Here is a 17,459-nt window from a genome sequence, read left to right as displayed (position 1 = left end):
GCTCGAGCGACATAAAACACACAGGCAGCCCCGACAAGGGCTGCACGTAAAACGGACATGGATGTATCTCCTGACAACGATCACGACGAATGCACCCCGGAGGGGCGCAGCAGTGCGGTCGCGGTCAGGCGATGGGTGGGCGCAACAGGGACGCCGTCACGGCGGGGACGTGGCCCGCATCGGCAGAGGGAATAACCAGGGGCATGCCGGGGTTGCCCACGGCCAGCACCAGCGACACCGGCAAGGTCGCGGCATGGGCGCAGGCGCAATGGCAGGAGCCGCCTTCGCCGAGGAGGCAGGCGCCATCGTCCGACGGGACCTGCGGGGTGGCCTGCATGGTCGCCGCGGCGGCCACGGAGGCGCGCCCGGAAAAGCCGTCCCGCTCACCGCCATCGGCCACGCAGACCGAACCGCTGACCAGTTTGATCAGCAACACGGCCATCACCAGCACCCACAGGCCGCGATGGCGGCGCAGGCGCTTGAGCAGTGGCATGGCGGACGATGACATCCCCGGGATGCTAGTGGGCAGGCTGCCTGTTAGACAATTTCATCCGCTGGCCGCCTGGTCTATGACAGTCGGCGCCCACGTCGTGCGGAAAATCCCCCTCACGCATCGCTATGATGGGCGCATACGACGGGGCGGAGTCGGCACGTGGCGCAAGGGCCGGGACGAGCAAGCAGGCGGGACGTCTGGGGGAATGGGTCACGGTCGGTCGCCGCTGCTGCGCGACGCAGCGCCGTCTGGTGCGTATTCGCCCTGCTCTGCCTGTTGATCCTGCCGTCGCTCGGCACGGCGCGCGAGAGCGATCCCTGGGCGCCGTTCGACATCCCCTGGTTCGATCGCCTGGGAGTCAGCGACGGCCTGCCGCATTCGATCACCACCACCGTCGAGCAGGACAAGCGCGGGCTGATCTGGATCGGCACGCTCTCGGGGCTGGTGCGTTACGACGGCTACCGCATGCAGGTGTTCACCGGCAACAGCGGCAGCAAGACCGATATTCCGGACGCCTATGTCCGCTGCCTGCTCACCCTGCCCGACGGCAGCCTGCTGGTGGGCACCAATGCCGGCGGCCTCACGCGTTTCAATCCGCTCAACAACGCGTTCCGCACCTACCCCGTGGGCAAGGGCGGCACCAGCGACCGGAAAATCTACGCGCTGTCGCCCGATGGCAATCGCGGCGTCTGGATCGCCACCGAACGCGGCGTCGATTATCTGGATCTGCGCAGCAACCGCATCACCTCGGTACCCCTGGGCGAAGGCATGTCGGCGCGCAGTTTCAGCCTGATGCAGGATCGCGAAGGCAACCTGTGGATCGGCAACAACAACGGCCTGTTCGTTCGACGCAACGGCGAAAGCAAGTTCACCCACCCCGACCATCCCGCCGACGGCAGCGGCATCGACGTCGTGCTCAACGACGGCATCTGGGCATTGCTGGAAGATCGCCAGGGACGCCTGTGGGCGGGCAGCACGCAGTCGGGCGCGGTCTATCGCGACGAAGCGGGCCATTGGCACGCCATTCCCGGCTTCAGCGGTTATCAGGCCGATCGCTCGCGCCGTCCTACCGTGCGCTCGTTCGTGCAACTGGCGGGCGACACGCTGTGGATGGGCACCGATGGCGGCGGCGTGCTGTCCTACGACGTCGCCAGCGGCAAGCTGCACGCGATCACCCACGACACGGCGATGCCTTCCTCGCTGCCCGGCGATTCCGTGCGTGGACTGCTCCAGGACAGCACCGGCAACGTATGGGTGGCCACCGACCTCGGCGTGGCGCGCTACGACCCGAATGCGCGCAAGGCATTTGCCCTGTTGCCCTCGACCAGCGACAACCGCTCGCTGGCGAATACCAATGTGCGCGGCATCTTCGTCGACAGCCATCAACGCATCTGGCTGGGCATGAGTTCCGGCCGCATCGACGTGATCGACCTGGCCGCCGGCAGCATTCGCCATCTGCAACTGGGTGGCGTGCAGACGCGGCGCGATGTGCAGGCCTTTGCCGAGATGCCCGACGGCAGCCTGTGGGTGGGCACGCAGGGCGTGGCGCGAATCGATCCGAACAGTTTCGCGATCGCCGGTTCGGCGATTCCCGAACTGGAGGACAAGCCGGTCCTGCACCTGCTGCCTGACGGCCAGCGACTGCTGATCGCCACCTACGACGGCGTCTATCGGTACGACACGAAGACGCATGCACTCTCGCACTTCAGCCACGACGCCAACGACCCCAGCAGCCTGGCCAGCGACACGGTACGACGCATCGCGCACATCGGCGCCGACCTCTGGTACGTCACCGGGCGCGGCATCAGCATCGCCACCAGCACGACGCAGAACAAGGGCTTCGAGAACCTGCTCAATCGCCCCGGCGACAGCACCAGCCTGCCGAACAACCTGGCCAGCTCCATCGCGATGGACCCGCAGGGCACGCTGTGGATCGGCACCTATGGCGGACTGGCCATGCTGCAGCCGCGCAGCGTCGGCGAGCCGTATCGCTTCGCCACCCTGGGCACGGCCAACGGCCTGCCCAGCGAGAACATCAATGCGGTCCAGCCGGACGATGAGGGCAATCCCTGGGTGAGCCTGTCCAACGGCCTGTCGATGATCGACGCCAACACGCATGCCGTGCACAACCTGGGCGTGCGCGACGGCCTGCGCATCTCCAGTTACATCTATGCGGCGGCGGCACGCGCACCGGGCGGCGAATTGCTGTTCGGCGGACTGGGCGGCCTGACCGTGGTGCGCCCGGAATGGCAGCCGCCCGAGCAGAACGATGCATCGCTGGCGATCACCTTCGCCGCCGTCAACGGCACGCCGCTGCCCTACGGCCAACTGCCGCGCGCGGGCGAGTCGATGAAGATCAACTCGCGCAACCGCAGCCTGCGCGTGGACTTCGCCCTGCTCGACTACGAAGCGCCCAACGAGACCAGCTACAGCTACCGCATGGAAGGTTTCGACGAGGGCTGGATCGAGATCCCGCGCGGCGGCCTGCCCACGGCCATCTATACCAATCTGCCGCATGGCGATTACAAGCTGCGCCTGCGCGCGCAGACGCACGGCATGCAGCCACGCCAGATCGAGTCCACCGTCGACGTGAGCGCCGAGCCGCGCTGGTACGAAACCGTGGCGGCGATGGTGGTGGCCGGCCTGTTGCTGCTGGCGGCGATCTTCGGCGTGATCCAGCTGCGCACGATGTACCTGCGGCGCCAGGCCAAACAGCTGCAGCACCAGATCGAGCTGCGCACGCGCGACCTGGTGGTGGCCAACAAGCGGTTGGATGAACTCGCCAATACCGACGTACTCACTGGTGCGTGCAACCGTCGCCGCCTGTTGGAACTGGTGGAGGAGATGCGCGCGCAAAGCAGCGATGGCCAAGCCTGTATCGCGCTGCTCGACCTGGACCGGTTCAAGCGCATCAACGACACCTACGGCCATCTCGCCGGCGACGCGGTGATCCGCCACGTCAGCCAGATCATGCAGCAGCAATGCCGCGAATCCGATTGCGTCGGCCGCTACGGCGGCGAGGAACTGGTGGCCGGCCTGCCCCACAACACGCTGGAGCAAGGCATGGTGGTGGCCGAACGCATCCGCAGCGCCGTCGCCGAACAGCCGCTGGTCTACGACGGCCAACCGATCGCCGTCACCGTGAGCGTCGGCGTGGCCGCCTATCACGCGGGTGAGACGCTATCGCAATGGCTGTCGCGGGCCGATGGCGCGCTTTACGAAGCCAAGCATGGCGGGCGCAATAAAGTCGTCGCTGCCCAATAACGCGTCAGTCGAAGTGCCGATGCCTGTAGATGGCATAGCCCAGGCCAACCGCGCCAGTGAGGGTAGCCGGCACGAGCAGCACCCGCTCCTGCCAGAGCAGGAAGCCGAGCGCACCAAGCGTGGCGCCCGCAATGAAATGACTCGCCACCAGCAGGCAGATGTTGATGCGCAGCGAGTCGACCTCGAGGCCGCGCAATCGATGGCCGAGATAGATGCCCAGATCGGTGAAGATGCCCGAGAGGTGCGTGGTGCGCACCGTGGCGCCGCTATAGGTGCTCACCATGGCGTTCTGCAGTCCGCACGCCGCCGAGGCCAGATACAAGCCGAGATCGCGACCGTCATGGATCAAGGGTGTGGCGGCGAACAGCAGCGCGGACTCCAGCATCAACACCACGCCGTAGCGCCGTCCCAGCCGCAGTGCGCCCTGTTGCACGATGAATCCGCTGAGCATGGCGCCCAGCAGGAACGCCACGATCACCAATCCCCAATGCGCTATCTCGCCTGCATCGCCGCGCGCCAGCGCCAGACCGAACTCCGTGCTGGTGCCGGTGAGATGGGTGATCGGCTGGTGGCGGAAACACAGATAGCCCACCACGTTGATGCAGCCCGCACCGAGCGCGAGCAGGCCGCCGCCCACCCATGCCCAGCGCGGGAGCTGGCGCAGCATGGCGCGATCAATTCTTGATCGGCTGGGTCTGGATCACCGGCAGGTCGCCAATCACATCGGCGCCCTGCGGCGGCACGAAGTTGAAGGTGTCCGGCGGGATCGGCACGTTGCGCTGCCAGCCCGAAAAACGGATGTCCGTGACGGCGCCCAGCTGGTCGCGGAACAGCATGCGCGCCAGGCCATTCGCGTCGAAGCCCAGGTCGGCGTAGTCGAACTGCGGGTCCTTGGCCTTGGAGGTGAGGCGCAGCCAGCTCAGGCCGTCGTGCTCGCCCTGCTCGGCCACGTTGAAGTCCTTGTCCATCTGCTTCACGTCGGTGAGCACGGTCAGCGGGCTATGCGATTCCTCGGAACTCTGCACGCGCACGGTGACCTGTTCGAGGTCCGGGTCGTACAGCCACACGCGGCTGCCGTCGGCGACGATGGTCTGCTTGGACGGCGCCAGCGTTTCCCAGCGAAACTGGCGCGGCGCCTGCAGCGCCAGCGTGCCGTTGCTCGGCTTGCCGTTGTTGCCGTTCGCATCTTTCAGCGTCTGCGAGAACGTGCCGGTGAGCGAGTGCAGGCCGTTGGCGAAGGCGTCGAGCTTGGTGCGGGCCGGGCCGGCGGCCATGGCGAGGCTGCTAATGGAGAGCGCGAGGGCGGCAGCGGTAAGAATGAGCAAGCGTTTCATAGGTGCCTTGAAGATGAGGCGGCGATGACGGTGAAGCAGTCAGGGCGAATTGTGGCGTTCGAAAGCTTAACGGCGAGGCGATGCTTTTCTGCCCGTCATTCCGGCGCAGGCCGGAATCCAGGTGCGGTGCGGCAGGTTTTCGCCAGAACCTTCATGAAGACTTTCGCGAAAACCTGACCTGATCGCTACTGGATTCCGGCCTGCGCCGGAATGACGATCAAAAAGAGCAGGAATGACGGGCGTTTCAATTCTTCGGCGGCGGGGGCGCCAGCACTTCGCGGTTGCCGTTGTGCTGGGGTGCGCTCACCACGCCGTCCTGCTCCATCTGTTCGATCAAACGGGCGGCACGGTTGTAGCCGATGCGCAGATGGCGCTGCACGCCGGAGATCGATGCGCGGCGCGTCTCGGTGACGATGCGCACGGCGCGATCGTAGAGCTGCGCCTCGGCATCGCCGCCGCCCTCTTCGCCGTCCTGCGGCAGACCCGAGTCGCTGATGAACTTGCCGTCGCCCATCGACTGCACTTCTTCCAGCACGCCCTCGATGTACTGCGGCGCGCCCTGCGACTTCAGCCAGTTCACCACGCCATGCACTTCATGATCGTCCACGAACGCGCCGTGCACGCGCTCGGGCGTGGCGGTGCCGGGCGGCAGGTGCAGCATGTCGCCGTGGCCGAGCAGCGCCTCGGCGCCGGACTGGTCGAGAATCGTGCGCGAGTCGATCTTGCTCGACACCTGGAACGCGATGCGGGTGGGGATATTGGCCTTGATCAGGCCGGTGATCACATCCACCGACGGACGCTGCGTGGCCAGCACCAGGTGCACGCCGGCCGCACGCGCCTTCTGCGCCAGGCGGGCGATCAGTTCTTCGACCTTCTTGCCGACGATCATCATCATGTCGGCGAACTCGTCGATGATGATCACGATGTACGGCAGCGGCTCCAGCGGCTCCGCGGCGAGGTTCGGCATCTCCGGGTTCGGACGGAACAGCGGATCGAGCAAGGGCTGCCCCGCGTTCTCGGCGTCCTTCACCTTCTTGTTGAAGCCGGCCAGATTGCGCACGCCCACGGCAGCCATCAGCTTGTAGCGGCGCTCCATCTCGGCCACGCACCAGCGCAGTGCGTTGGCCGCTTCCTTCATGTCCGTCACGACCGGCGCCAGCAGGTGCGGAATGCCTTCGTAGACCGAGAGCTCCAGCATCTTCGGGTCGATCATGATCATGCGCACGTCCTTGGCGCTAGCCTTGTACAGCAGGCTCAACACCATGGCGTTCACGGCCACCGATTTGCCCGAGCCGGTGGTGCCGGCCACCAGCAGATGCGGCATCTTGGCCAGGTCGGCCACCACCGGACGGCCGCCGATGTCCTTGCCCAGCGCCAGCGCCAGCGGCGACTTCATGGCGTCGTACTTGTCAGAGCGCAGGATCTCGGAGAGATAGACGATCTGCTTCTTGGCGTTGGGGATTTCCAGGCCGATCACGTTCTTGCCCGGGATCACGTCGACCACGCGCACGCTGACTACCGAGAGGCCGCGCGCGATGTCTTTGTCCAGGCTCGACACCTGCGAACCGCGCACTCCGGCCGCTGGCTCCAGTTCGAAGCGCGTGATGACTGGGCCCGGATAGACGCCCACCACCTTGGCCTCGATGCGGAAATCCTTGAGCTTCAGCTCGAGCTGGCGCGACAGTACTTCCAGCGTTTCTTCCGAATAACCCGGGCCCTGCTCCGGTGCTTCGTCGAGCAGCGACAGCGGCGGCAGTTCGCCCGGCGCGGAGGCACCCGTGAACAGCGGAATCTGCGTTTCCAGCTTGGCGCGCTCGCTCTTCACCACCGGCGCGGGCGCGGTTTCGATGCGTACGGGTTCGCGCTTGGCCTGCTTCACGGCCTCGGTCTTCTTGACCACCTCGCGCTCGGCGCGCGCCTGGCGCGCTGCCAGCACTTCGGGCGCCTCGCGCAGCTTGCCGCCGAACCAGCCGGCGAGCTTCAGCACGCCCTGGCCGGTGAGATCGGCCACCTTGAACCATGACAGGCCCGTGGCCAATGTCACCGCGATCAGGAACATCGCCAGCAGCAGCAGCGGCGCGCCCTTGTCGCCCAGCGCCTGCAGCAGGCCACGGCCCACCCACATGCCGATGATGCCGCCCACGCCCTGCGGCAGGATCGGCTCATCGTTGAAATTGAGATACAGCAGTGCCGGCGCGGTGATGAAGAAGAACACCGAACCGATCAGGCGCAGCGACGGCTCCCACGGCTGCACGGTGCGCTCGCCGCGATGGCGCAGCACCTGCACGCCCAGGAACAGCAGCAGCAGCGGAAAACAGTAGGAGACCAATCCGAAGATATAGCGCAGCACGTTGGCGATGTTCGCGCCCACTTCGCCACCGAAGTTGCGCGCGTGCTCGACCGTGCCGGCATGACCCCAGCTGGGGTCCTGGTCGTTGTAGCTGAACAGGCAGACCAGGAGATACAGCGCCAGCGGCAGCAGCAGCAGTGCACCGGCCTCGCGCAGGCGGCGCTTCAGCTCTTCACTGAGGCCTTCGCGCTCTTGCTTGTCTTTTTTGACGTTCGCGGTACGCGGCACCGTGGTCCTTATCCTGTCTTCAAGCGTCAGTCCGGCCGCCTTTACGGGCGGCCGGACGGTACAACACCCGCCGAAGCGGCAGGCAAGACCTTAGATCATGCCCTTGAGCGCCGGATGAACCAGCTCGCCACCGTCGACGTTGATGCCCCCGCGCAGCGGTTCGAACTGGCGCCATTCGTTGCCAGCGGCCAGACGCTGCACATACGGCAGGATAGCGGCAGAAATCGCCACCGACGAGGTCTGCGGCACGGCACCCGGCATATTCGTGACGCAGAAGTGGGTCACGCCGTGCACGTCGTAGGTCGGTTCCTTCCAGGTGGTCGGACGCGAGGTCTCGAAGCAGCCGCCCTGGTCGATGGAGATATCCACCAGCACGCTGCCCTTCTCCATGGTCTTGACCATCTCTTCGGTGACCACGCGCGGCGCCTTGGCGCTGGGGATCAGCACGGCGCCGACCACCAGGTCGGCCGAGGCCACTTCTTCGGCCACCGACGACTCATAGGCGTACAACGCGGTGACGTTCGGGCCCATGGCCATCATTTCGGCCAGGCGATCCTGGCGCTTGTCGAACACCACCACGTTGGCGCCGGCAGCGGCGGCCAGCGCGGCAGCGTTGCCACCGGCAGCGCCGGCGCCCAGCACCACGACCTTGCCACGCGGGGTGGAGGCCATGCCGCCCAGCAGCTTGCCCTTGCCGCCCTGCGGACGATGCAGCAGCGTGGTGCCGATCTGGGTGGCGATGCGGCCGGCAATGACCGACATCGGCAGCAGCAGCGGCAGGCCGCCGTTCTCTTCCACCGACTCGAACGCCACGCCGGTCAGGCCGATGTCCAGCAGGCTCTTGGTCAGCGACGGCTCGGCGGCCAGGTGCAGGTAGCAGAACAGCAGGTGGTGCTTCTTGAGCAGGGCGAGGTCGCCGGCAACCGGCTCCTTCACCTTCACGATCAGCTCGCCCGCCTCGTACAGGGCGGCGGCGTCGGCGGCGATCTTCACGCCGACCTTGGCATAGGCCTCGTCGGAGAAGCCGCTCTTCTCGCCCGCGCCGGCCTGGATGAACACCTCGTGGCCACGGCGGACCAGATCGGCAGCAGCGGCGGGAATGAGGGCAACACGACCTTCGAGGGTCTTGGTTTCGGAGGGAATACCAATACGCATGGGGAGTGGATCCTGTGGGAAAGCTAAGTGGCAACGACGCCAGGCCGCACCCGGCCCGGCAAACCTCAAGGCCGGCAGTGCTTGAATCGTCCTGGCGTCTTCCCCATCCTTCCGGGTTCGGACGCCTCGTCTCCGTTCATGCCTTGCCGGTGGGTAGGAAACCGCCGCAGGTGATGGAGCGAATGACTGATGCAAGTCGCCAGCAAACCCGAAGGATTATAACCAAGATGGGCAGGCCGTTTTCACATTCCCGCGACGCCGCACGAGCAGACCACCTTTGCGCATGTGCAGCAAAGTCAAGGGGATACAGCCCATCCCCCTGAAAACCAGCTGACAGCCCCCATATAGGGCCGATCGCCGGATGACCATGCGCCCAAGCATGGTTGCTCCCTCCACCCTCCATGAACATCGCCGCCGAGCAAGGCGGACAGAAGGAACGCATGAACGCACCCACCAAGCACAGCCGCCTGCTGATCCTGGGCAGCGGTCCCGCCGGTTACACCGCCGCCGTCTACGCTGCCCGCGCCAACCTCAAGCCGATGATGATCACCGGCCTGCAGCAGGGCGGCCAGCTGATGACCACCACCGAGGTGGACAACTGGCCGGGCGACGACAAGGGCGTGCAGGGTCCGGAACTGATGCAGCGCATGGCGCAGCATGCCGAGCGTTTCGAGACACAGATGGTGTTCGACCACATCCACAGCGTGGACCTGAAGCAGCGCCCGTTCCGCCTCAAGGGCGACTCGGGCGAGTACACCTGCGACGCGCTGATCATCACCACCGGCGCCACGGCCAAGTACCTGGGCATCGCCAGCGAAGAGCACTACAAGGGCCGCGGCGTGTCCGCCTGCGCCACCTGTGACGGCTTCTTCTTCCGCGAACAGGAAGTGGCGGTGATCGGCGGCGGCAATACCGCCGTGGAAGAGGCGCTGTACCTGTCCAACATCGCCAGCAAGGTCTATCTGGTGCACCGCCGCGACAAGCTGCGCGCCGAGAAGATCATGCAGGACAAACTGTTCGAGAAGGCCGCGGCCGGCAAGATCGAATTGATCTGGAACCACACCGTGGACGAAGTGCTGGGCGACAACTCCGGCGTCAACGGCGTGCGCGTGAAGGACATCAACACCGGCACGACCCGCGAGATTCCGGTAAGCGGCTTCTTCGTGGCCATTGGTCACCAGCCGAACACCGGCATCTTCGACGGCCAGCTCGACATGCACGACGGCTACATCAAGATCCGCAGCGGTCTGGGTGGCATGGCCACCATGACGTCCGTGCAGGGCGTGTTCGCTGCGGGCGACGTGGCGGACCATGTGTATCGCCAGGCGGTGACGTCGGCGGGCTTTGGTTGCATGGCGGCGCTGGATGCGGAGCGTTGGCTGGATCAGCAGGGTCCGGCGAGCTAAACGCTCTTGATCGTCATTCCGGCGCAGGCCGGAATCCAGTCTCCGCGTGACAGGTTGTCGCGATAACCATACACAGCCGCTACTGGATTCCGGCCTGCGCCGGAATGACGAGATTTAAGACTGAAGTATCCGTGTTTTTTGGAGCGCCGTGATCGAAGCACGCTTCCACGACAGCATCGAACGCATCCCGACCGAGGCCTGGGATGCGCTTCGGCCCGACGACAACCCCTTCGTCTCGCATGCCTTCCTCGCCCTGCTGGAGCGCACCGGCTGCATCCGCGCCGACTGGGGCTGGCAGGCGCATCACCTTGGTCTGTATGAAGACAGCCATCTGGTTGCCGCGGCACCGCTGTACCTGAAAGGCAACTCGCACGGCGAGTTCGTATTCGACTGGAGCTGGGCCAGCGCCTGGGAACGGGCCGGCGGCGACTACTACCCCAAGCTGCTCAACGCCGTGCCCTACTCACCCGTGCCGGGACCGCGCTTGCTGGCCGGCAACGATGCACGCACCGTCGAGCGCCAGCACGCCTTGACCGCGGCCATGCGCAGCTTCGCCGAGCGCATGAACCTCTCCTCCGTGCATGCCAATTTTCTGCGCGACGACGAACTGGCTGCGTTCGACACGCCATGGCTGGTCCGTTCCGACGTGCAGTTCCATTGGCACAACCATGCCTATGCGAATTTCGCCCAGTTCCTTGCCGCGCTCAATCACAAGAAGCGGAAGAACATCCGGCAGGAGCGCGCACACGTGGCCCGCAGCGGCCTCGCCATCGAGATGCGCGGCGGCAGCTCGCTGAGTGTCGAGGAGTGGCGGCACATCCATGCGCTTTACGAATCCACTTTCGACGCCAAGGGCAACCACGCCGCACTGACCCGCTCGATGTTCCTGGGCCTGCGCGACACGCTGGGCGACAGCGTGCAACTCGCGCTGGCGCGCCACGGCGAGCGCATCGTGGCGATGGCGTTGTTCCTGCAAAGCAGCGACACGCTGTACGGCCGTTACTGGGGCGCGGAAGTCGACGTGCCGGGCATGCATTTCGAGCTGTGCTACTACCAGGGCATCGAGCACGCGATCCGTCATGGACTGCAGCGCTTCGAACCCGGCGCGCAAGGCGAACACAAACTCGCCCGCGGCTTCCTGCCGGCGCGCACGCACTCGCGTCACTATCTGGTCAACACGAGTTTCCGCGACGCCGTGCATGAAGCGCTGCAGCGCGAAGCCGAAGGGATGGACGACTATGCGCAGGAGCTGATGCAACACAGCCCCTACGCGCATCTTGAGGCCTAGCCGACGGAAATGCCGACCACCTTGCCGCCTTCATCCAGCCGCACGCCAAACGGCAGGCTGTTGCCGGGGCCGAACTCGATCCGGTAGTCGTTCCAGACCTGCTCGTGGTCGTGGCGCTGCCCTTTGAAGATGAAGGACGACGGCGCGCCGAACACCGACAACTGCTTGGCCATGCGCCCGGACAAACCCGCGGCCAGCTTCGCCTTCAGCTTGTCGCCGAACATGGACGGATCGCGACTTCCCTTCTGCAGCTGATCGAACGCCGTGCGTACCGTGCTGGTGACGGCGGCATCTTCGCCCGCCGCCGGCTTGCGCGCAGCCCGCGCGAGATCCGGATACATCGCTTCGAACGCCGCAGTCACCAGCATCTGTCCCGGCTCCGGGTTGTCGCCCGAATTGGTGAACGCAATGACCTGGATGCCCTGCTTCGGGAAATATTGATTGGAGCTGGTGAAGCCGAACGAACCGCCGGTATGGCCGATGCGCGGTTGCTCGTCGAGCGTATCGATGAACAGGCCCAGGCCGTAATCGGTGCTGCCGGGCGCGGGCGTGATCATCCGCGCATAGTCGGCGGGACGCACGATCTTTCCGCTCTTGAGCGCGACGTTCCAGCGCTCCAGCTCATCCACCGTGGAGACCAGGTTGCCGGCCGCCCAGCCCACCGTGTCATGGATGGTGGGTGCCGCTTCCAGCTTGCCGTCCGCGTGCCGGTAGCCCTTGGCCATGCCGGGAATCGACGACTCCTCGGCCACCGTGTAGGTGTGGGTCATGCCAGCCACCGCCAGCAGGTGCGTCTTGACGTACTGCTCGTACGATTCGTGCGAGACCAGCTCGATCACCCGCCCCAGCAACGCATAACCGCTGTTGGAATAGGTCCAGCGGCTGCCGGGCGGAAAATCCAGCGGCTTGTCCTTGATGCGCGCGATGATCTGATCGAACGTGGCTGGCTTCACGGCCCACGCTTCGACGTCCGGACCGTCCAGGTACTCCGGCATGCCGCTGGTATGTGACAGCAACTGCTTGAGCGTCACTTCCTTCGCGTGCGGAGCATCCGGCAGATAGGTCGCCAGCGGAGCGTCGATATCCAGCTTGCCCGCTGCCTGAAGCTGCAGGATGGCCGCCGCCGTGAACTGCTTGGTGATGGAACCGATTTCGTAATGCGTCGACAGCGTGGCGGGCGTCTTGTGCTCGCGGTCGCTCAGCCCATAGGCGTGGCGGTACATGGCCACGCCGTCGCGGTAGATCGCGAGCGTGGCGCCCGGCGTGCCGGTGCGTTGCAAGACCGTCTGTACGTCGCTGTCGATACGCCTGGCCAGCGCAGGATCGATGTCCGTGGTGGAGGCCATCGCCGCAGGCGCGAGACACGAAGCGACCATCCAGCACAAGAAACGACGACGCATGCCCGATCCCGGTGTCATGAAGGAAAGTGCATGCTAACCACATCGCCATGCCGGTAGCATGTACCGCACACCCCGCCACTCAAGCCCCATGATTCGACTGCCCCTGCTCGACGCGACCAGGCCGGAACACTTTCCTGATCCGCGCAAGGCGTTGAACGATCCGAACGGCCTGCTGGCCTTCGGCGGCGACCTGTCGCCCCGTCGGCTGCTGGCCGCCTACGCGCAGGGCATCTTCCCGTGGTTCAACGAGGACGAGCCGCTGCTGTGGTGGTCGCCCGATCCTCGCTGCGTCTTCCACACCAGCAGCCTGCGGCCCAACCGCACGGTGCGGCGGCGGCTGGCGCAGGTGGACTGGCACGTGACGGTGGATCACGCCTTCCGCGAAGTGGTGGAAGCCTGCGCCGCGCCACGCCCGGGCCAGAGCGGTACCTGGATCGTGCCCGCCATGGTCGACGCCTATGCGCACCTGCACGAGATGGGGTATGCGCACAGCGTCGAGGTATGGGAACAGGATCGCCTGGTCGGCGGCATCTACGGCATCGCCGTGGGTCGATTGTTCTGCGGCGAATCGATGTTCAGCCGCGAAAGCGGCGGCTCGCGCGTGGCGCTGCTGGCGCTGGCGAAACTGCTGCGCGGCTGGGACTTCCCGTGGATCGATGCGCAGGTGACCAACGCCCACCTGGTGCAGCTGGGCGCGGTGGAGTATCCCCGCGCCCAATTCCTGCGCACCGTGGCACAGCTGTCCCAGCTGCCGGGACAACGCGGCAGCTGGGCCCCTTTCACCTCGCTGGCGCAGGTGACGGATCAGGCCGCCGCCGACTGACGCGCCTGCGCGGCACGATACGACTCGAGGATGTTGCCGCGCGCGGGCCGCTCGCCGGAAGCCAGCGCCTGCAGCCATTCCTCGGTGCTCAACACCGCCGCAAAGCGCGATTGCTGCACCACGCTGAAGACGCGATGGATCTCCTCGGCGCTCGCATAGCCGGCGTGGTTGGCGTACGACACGGCGCCTGATGCGTCGTGCACGAATTCCACCTCCATGCCGCGATCGAATGCGTGCTTGATGGTGGTGTCGTCGCAGTTGTGGGTCATGTACCCGAGCACCGTCAGTGTGTCGATCCGGTGTTGCGCCAGCCATTCGCCCAGGTCGGTATCGCTGAACGCGCTGGGCAGCGGCTTCAGGAACAGCGCATCGCGATGGCGGCGCGCGATCTCCGGATGCAGTTGCCAGCCATCGCTGCCCGAAGCGAACGCGGGTGCATCGGCCGGCGAATCCTGCTGGATCACGATCACCGGCACTCCAGCCGCAGTGGCGGCATCCATGATGCGGGTGATGCGCGGCAGCGACTGGGAGGACGGCGGGTACTCGATCTGCAGTTCACCGGTGAAGTATTCGTTCTGCACATCGACCACGATCACGGCACGGCGCGGCTGGGAGGACATGGCGAAGCTCCTTGCGTTGAGATGCTGCGCATGGTGCGCCCGGCGGCACTTGCCAACGAGTGGCCTGAAGGACAACCATCGATGCTATCGGGCCAATAGGGTAAATCGGGTCATGCGCACGATTCGGGTCGCCGTGGTCGCCTTCGAGGGTATCCTGCCCTTCCATCTGTCGGTGCCGTGCGCTGTGTTCCAGTCGCCGACGCCGGAGGGCGAATCGCCGTTCCGGCTGCGCGTGTGTTCCGCCGAAGGGGAACGGATTTCCAGCGCGGCGGGCTTCACCATCGGAACGCCTTACGGCCTGGACGAACTGGCGCGCTCGGATGTGATCATCGTGCCGTCCTGGCGCGATCCCGACGAGGTGCCTCCCGCTGCCCTGCTCCAGCAGTTGCGCAAGGCGGCCGCGCGCGGCAAACGCGTGGTCGGCTTGTGCATGGGTGCGTATGTGCTGGCACACGCCGGCTTGCTGGATGGCCGGCGCGCCACGACCCACTGGGCCTGGGCCGAGCCGTTCATGGCGCAGTTCCCCGAGGTCGAAGTGGATGCCGACGTGCTGTTCGTGGATGAAGGCAACATCGTGACGTCCGCTGGCGCCGCGGCAGGCATCGATTGTTGCCTGCATCTGGTCCGTCAGATGCTGGGCAGTGAAATGGCTAATCACATCGCGCGGCGCATGGTGGTGCCGCCGGTGCGACGCGGCGGCCAGGCGCAGTTCATCGAAAAACCCGTGGCCGAGGCGCCTGCCGACAAGCGCATGGCGCGCCTGCTCGAACACGTGCAACGGCACCTGCACGAAGACCACAACCTCGACACGATCGCGGAAAAGGCGGCCATGAGCCGGCGCACGTTCACGCGACATTTCCGCCAGCTGACCGGCGGCAGCTTCGGCGACTGGCTGCTGGCGCAACGGCTCGCCGAAGCGCAACGCCTGCTGGAAACCACCCAGCGGCCGCTGGAACGGATCGCCACCGATATCGGCCTGGGCTCGCCGGTGACCCTGCGCCAGCACTTCCAGCGCGCGTATCGCACCTCGCCGGCGAACTACCGGCGCACCTTCAGCGCGCCGCGCGACTGAAGCGCTTCAACGAAACAGGTGCGGTACAAAGCAGCTGGTGTTGCGCGTGATGCAATCGGCGTCCTCGCGCATGCCGATGCCCACGGCGGCATTGCCCACCACCCACGACCCGACCAGCGCATGCCGTCCGTCGAACACCGGCAGCGGCGAGAACGCCTGGAAAATGCATGGCTCGGCGCTGGCACCGCCAGTCTCGCCCTTGCCCAGCACCACGATGCCGGCACCTTCCCTGCCCCAGTACGGTTTGCGCACCACCGCGCCGTCGATGTCGGTGCAGCGACGGCTGGCCGGCAACAGATTCGGATGCCGGGGAAAGTATTCCCATAGCAAAGGCAGGATCGCCTTGTTCGACAGCAGCATTTTCCAGGCCGGCTCGAACCAGCGCAGACGCGTCTGCGGGAGGTGTTCGGCGAAGGGTTCGGCTAGCATCCATTCCCAGGGATAGAGTTTGAACAGCCGCTCAATGGGCGCGTTGTCGAGATCGATAAAATCCGTGCCCGACCAGCCGATCTGCTCGACATCCAGGGCGGTCGTGCGATGACCCGCCTGCAGGCAGGTATCGATGAGGTAGTCGCAGGTGAGCGCGTCTTCCGTGCTTTCGTAACAGGCCGCGAAATGCACGTGCGACGCCGCGGGCAAGGTGCGCCAACGCTCCACCAACGCTTCGTGGATGGAGTTGAACTGGTCCGCGTCCGTGGCCACGTCCTGCAACCAGTACCACTGCGCCACCGATGCCTCGAACAACGCGGTGGGCGTGTCGGCGTTGTATTCCAGCAGGCGCGGCGGCGAATGGCCGTCGTAGGCCAGGTCCATGCGTCCGTACAACGCCGGCTCGCGATCCCACCAGCTGCGCTCGACCAGCGCGGCCGCGCGATCGCCCAGGCCCAGCTCCGCATAGCGCCCGGAACGCACGATGCGATCGACGGCCTCGAGGCAGAGCGCGTGCAGTTCGTTGGTGGCGGCTTCGACCTGGTCGATCTCATCGGCCTCGAACACGTAGTGCACGTCTTCGCGCCAATACGGCTGGCCATCGATGGTATGGAAGGCGAAGCCGAGCGATTCGAGCCGTTGTTGCCAATCCGTCCGCGGTGTACCCGTCTGTCGATGCATCGATCAGCTGGCCCGCGCCGAAACGCGCCCGGTCGAACCAAAGCCGCCCCGACTGCCGAGTTCGACGCCCTGCGGCCCACCGAAGGCACTGGTGGCCGCAGCGCGTCCACCCGCGGCGAACGCGCGCCCCGGCCCTGGATCGTTGGCGACGTTGCCGCCGCTGCTGCTGCGGTACCAGGGGCCGTAGTAATGCAACCCGCTGCTGCCGCTCACCGAGGTATCGATCTGGCACTGCCCGGTGGAATAGTCGTGCACGCAGTCTTCGTAGCTGTTGTAGCGGTTGCGCTGCACGTCCTGGCCGCGCCCCAGCATCGAAAGACCCACCAGGGTCGCGCCGCCGAGCGCGATCAGCGGCACGGCAAACGAACGTTTCTGGTTGCGCGGCGGCAGCGGATGGAAGCGGGCGTCAGGCCGTTGCGGCGGCTTGACGCCGGGCCGAAGCTCGCGCGAGAGGGGATACTTGTTTGAATCGCTCATGGCGGCTTACCACGTCATCGCCGCGGCATTCACCAGGCCCACGGCAATCGCCACGGCAGCGGCGAAGATCGCCGCGGCGCGATTGTCCTGCTCGACCTGCGTGGCCAGGTCGTGGATGAGCAGGCGAATGACCAGATGCGCCAACCATTGCACGATCAGCGCCACCAGTCCCCACACGGCGAGATCCAGCAGGTTCACGCTGTGCGCCATGGCGCTGGCCAATGGCGCGACGAAACCGATCAGCGCACCGCCGAGGCTGATCGCTGCCGCCTGGTTGCCCTGGCGAATGAGCGCGATCTCACGCTGCGGCGTGAGCCAGATGTGTACCGTGCAGAAGATGGCGAGAAAAAGTACGCCCAGGCCAAAGTACGCCGCGAAAGCGGGCAGTGTCGAAAGATCCGGCAACAGCATGTCATCCCCTGTTCTGCCCATCCCGGGC

Annotated in this window: 15 protein-coding genes; 5 read left to right on the top strand and 10 right to left on the bottom strand. The window is 65.9% G+C overall.

The annotated features are described in order from the left end of the window. Nucleotides 1-124: 124 nt before the first annotated feature. A complete protein-coding gene (locus ISP20_RS09335) occupies nt 125-508 on the bottom strand; it encodes a hypothetical protein (RefSeq protein WP_204635751.1) in 384 nt (127 codons plus the stop codon). Nucleotides 509-769: 261 nt separating this feature from the next. Here ISP20_RS09335 and ISP20_RS09330 point away from each other — a divergent pair, with 261 nt between their 5' ends. Then, the gene (locus ISP20_RS09330; RefSeq protein WP_239535457.1) at nt 770-3,757 is read left to right on the top strand and encodes a ligand-binding sensor domain-containing diguanylate cyclase; all 2,988 of its coding nucleotides are present in this window, start codon (nt 770-772) and stop codon (nt 3,755-3,757) included. A gap of 4 nt (nt 3,758-3,761) precedes the next feature. Here the strand turns inward: ISP20_RS09330 and ISP20_RS09325 are convergent, their stop codons facing one another. The 4 genes from ISP20_RS09325 to ald all read right to left on the bottom strand — a co-directional run bounded on the left by ISP20_RS09325 (nt 3,762) and on the right by ald (nt 8,824). Beyond that, nucleotides 3,762-4,424, bottom strand: a complete 663-nt coding sequence (locus ISP20_RS09325; protein ID WP_204635750.1) for a YoaK family protein — start codon at nt 4,422-4,424, stop codon at nt 3,762-3,764. Between the two features lie 7 nt (nt 4,425-4,431). Further along, on the bottom strand, nt 4,432-5,091 hold the full coding sequence (gene lolA / locus ISP20_RS09320; protein WP_204635749.1) for an outer membrane lipoprotein periplasmic chaperone LolA: 660 nt from the start codon (nt 5,089-5,091) through the stop codon (nt 4,432-4,434). 244 nt (nt 5,092-5,335) lie between these two features. After that, nucleotides 5,336-7,669 carry a DNA translocase FtsK 4TM domain-containing protein gene (locus tag ISP20_RS09315; RefSeq protein ID WP_204635748.1) on the bottom strand — a complete coding sequence of 778 codons (2,334 nt, stop codon included), beginning with the start codon at nt 7,667-7,669 and terminating at the stop codon, nt 5,336-5,338. Between the two features lie 90 nt (nt 7,670-7,759). Further along, nucleotides 7,760-8,824: an alanine dehydrogenase gene (ald, locus tag ISP20_RS09310; protein WP_204635747.1), complete on the bottom strand. Its 1,065-nt coding sequence runs from the start codon at nt 8,822-8,824 to the stop codon at nt 7,760-7,762. A 440-nt stretch (nt 8,825-9,264) separates the two neighbouring features. Here ald and trxB point away from each other — a divergent pair, with 440 nt between their 5' ends. Together trxB and ISP20_RS09300 are read left to right on the top strand one after the other, a co-directional pair. Continuing rightward, the gene (gene trxB, locus ISP20_RS09305; protein ID WP_204635746.1) at nt 9,265-10,230 is read left to right on the top strand and encodes a thioredoxin-disulfide reductase; all 966 of its coding nucleotides are present in this window, start codon (nt 9,265-9,267) and stop codon (nt 10,228-10,230) included. 148 nt (nt 10,231-10,378) lie between these two features. Next, on the top strand, nt 10,379-11,518 hold the full coding sequence (locus ISP20_RS09300) for a GNAT family N-acetyltransferase (RefSeq protein ID WP_204635745.1): 1,140 nt from the start codon (nt 10,379-10,381) through the stop codon (nt 11,516-11,518). On the opposite strand, the gene ISP20_RS09295 is transcribed toward ISP20_RS09300, so the two are convergent. Then, nucleotides 11,515-12,918: a serine hydrolase domain-containing protein gene (locus tag ISP20_RS09295; RefSeq protein ID WP_204635744.1), complete on the bottom strand. Its 1,404-nt coding sequence runs from the start codon at nt 12,916-12,918 to the stop codon at nt 11,515-11,517. The genes ISP20_RS09300 and ISP20_RS09295 overlap by 4 nt on opposite strands. An 88-nt stretch (nt 12,919-13,006) precedes the next feature. On the opposite strand from ISP20_RS09295, the gene aat reads away from it, so the two are divergent. Then, nucleotides 13,007-13,741, top strand: coding sequence for a leucyl/phenylalanyl-tRNA--protein transferase (gene aat / locus ISP20_RS09290; protein ID WP_204635743.1), 735 nt, complete (start codon nt 13,007-13,009; stop codon nt 13,739-13,741). Here the strand turns inward: aat and ISP20_RS09285 are convergent. Further along, nucleotides 13,723-14,361, bottom strand: a complete 639-nt coding sequence (locus ISP20_RS09285; RefSeq protein ID WP_204635742.1) for a cysteine hydrolase family protein — start codon at nt 14,359-14,361, stop codon at nt 13,723-13,725. The two genes, aat and ISP20_RS09285, sit on opposite strands and share 19 nt — an antisense overlap. 112 nt (nt 14,362-14,473) lie before the next feature. On the opposite strand from ISP20_RS09285, the gene ISP20_RS09280 reads away from it, so the two are divergent. Continuing rightward, nucleotides 14,474-15,433, top strand: a complete 960-nt coding sequence (locus tag ISP20_RS09280) for a GlxA family transcriptional regulator (RefSeq protein ID WP_204635741.1) — start codon at nt 14,474-14,476, stop codon at nt 15,431-15,433. 6 nt (nt 15,434-15,439) lie between these two features. On the opposite strand, the gene ISP20_RS09275 is transcribed toward ISP20_RS09280, so the two are convergent. The 3 genes from ISP20_RS09275 to ISP20_RS09265 are packed head-to-tail and all read right to left on the bottom strand — an operon-like array spanning nt 15,440 to nt 17,431. Then, the gene (locus ISP20_RS09275) at nt 15,440-16,543 is read right to left on the bottom strand and encodes a glutathionylspermidine synthase family protein (RefSeq protein WP_204635740.1); all 1,104 of its coding nucleotides are present in this window, start codon (nt 16,541-16,543) and stop codon (nt 15,440-15,442) included. Nucleotides 16,544-16,546: 3 nt separating this feature from the next. Continuing rightward, on the bottom strand, nt 16,547-17,020 hold the full coding sequence (locus tag ISP20_RS09270; RefSeq protein WP_204635739.1) for a DUF1190 domain-containing protein: 474 nt from the start codon (nt 17,018-17,020) through the stop codon (nt 16,547-16,549). 6 nt (nt 17,021-17,026) lie between these two features. Further along, nucleotides 17,027-17,431, bottom strand: a complete 405-nt coding sequence (locus ISP20_RS09265) for a DUF350 domain-containing protein (RefSeq protein WP_204635738.1) — start codon at nt 17,429-17,431, stop codon at nt 17,027-17,029. Nucleotides 17,432-17,459 lie beyond the last annotated feature (28 nt).

It is taken from the genome of Dyella kyungheensis (genome assembly GCF_016905005.1).
Classification (GTDB): domain Bacteria; phylum Pseudomonadota; class Gammaproteobacteria; order Xanthomonadales; family Rhodanobacteraceae; genus Dyella; species Dyella kyungheensis.
The sequence above is the reverse complement of the archived record's forward strand: the minus strand, read 5'-3'. Positions and strand labels throughout refer to the sequence as shown.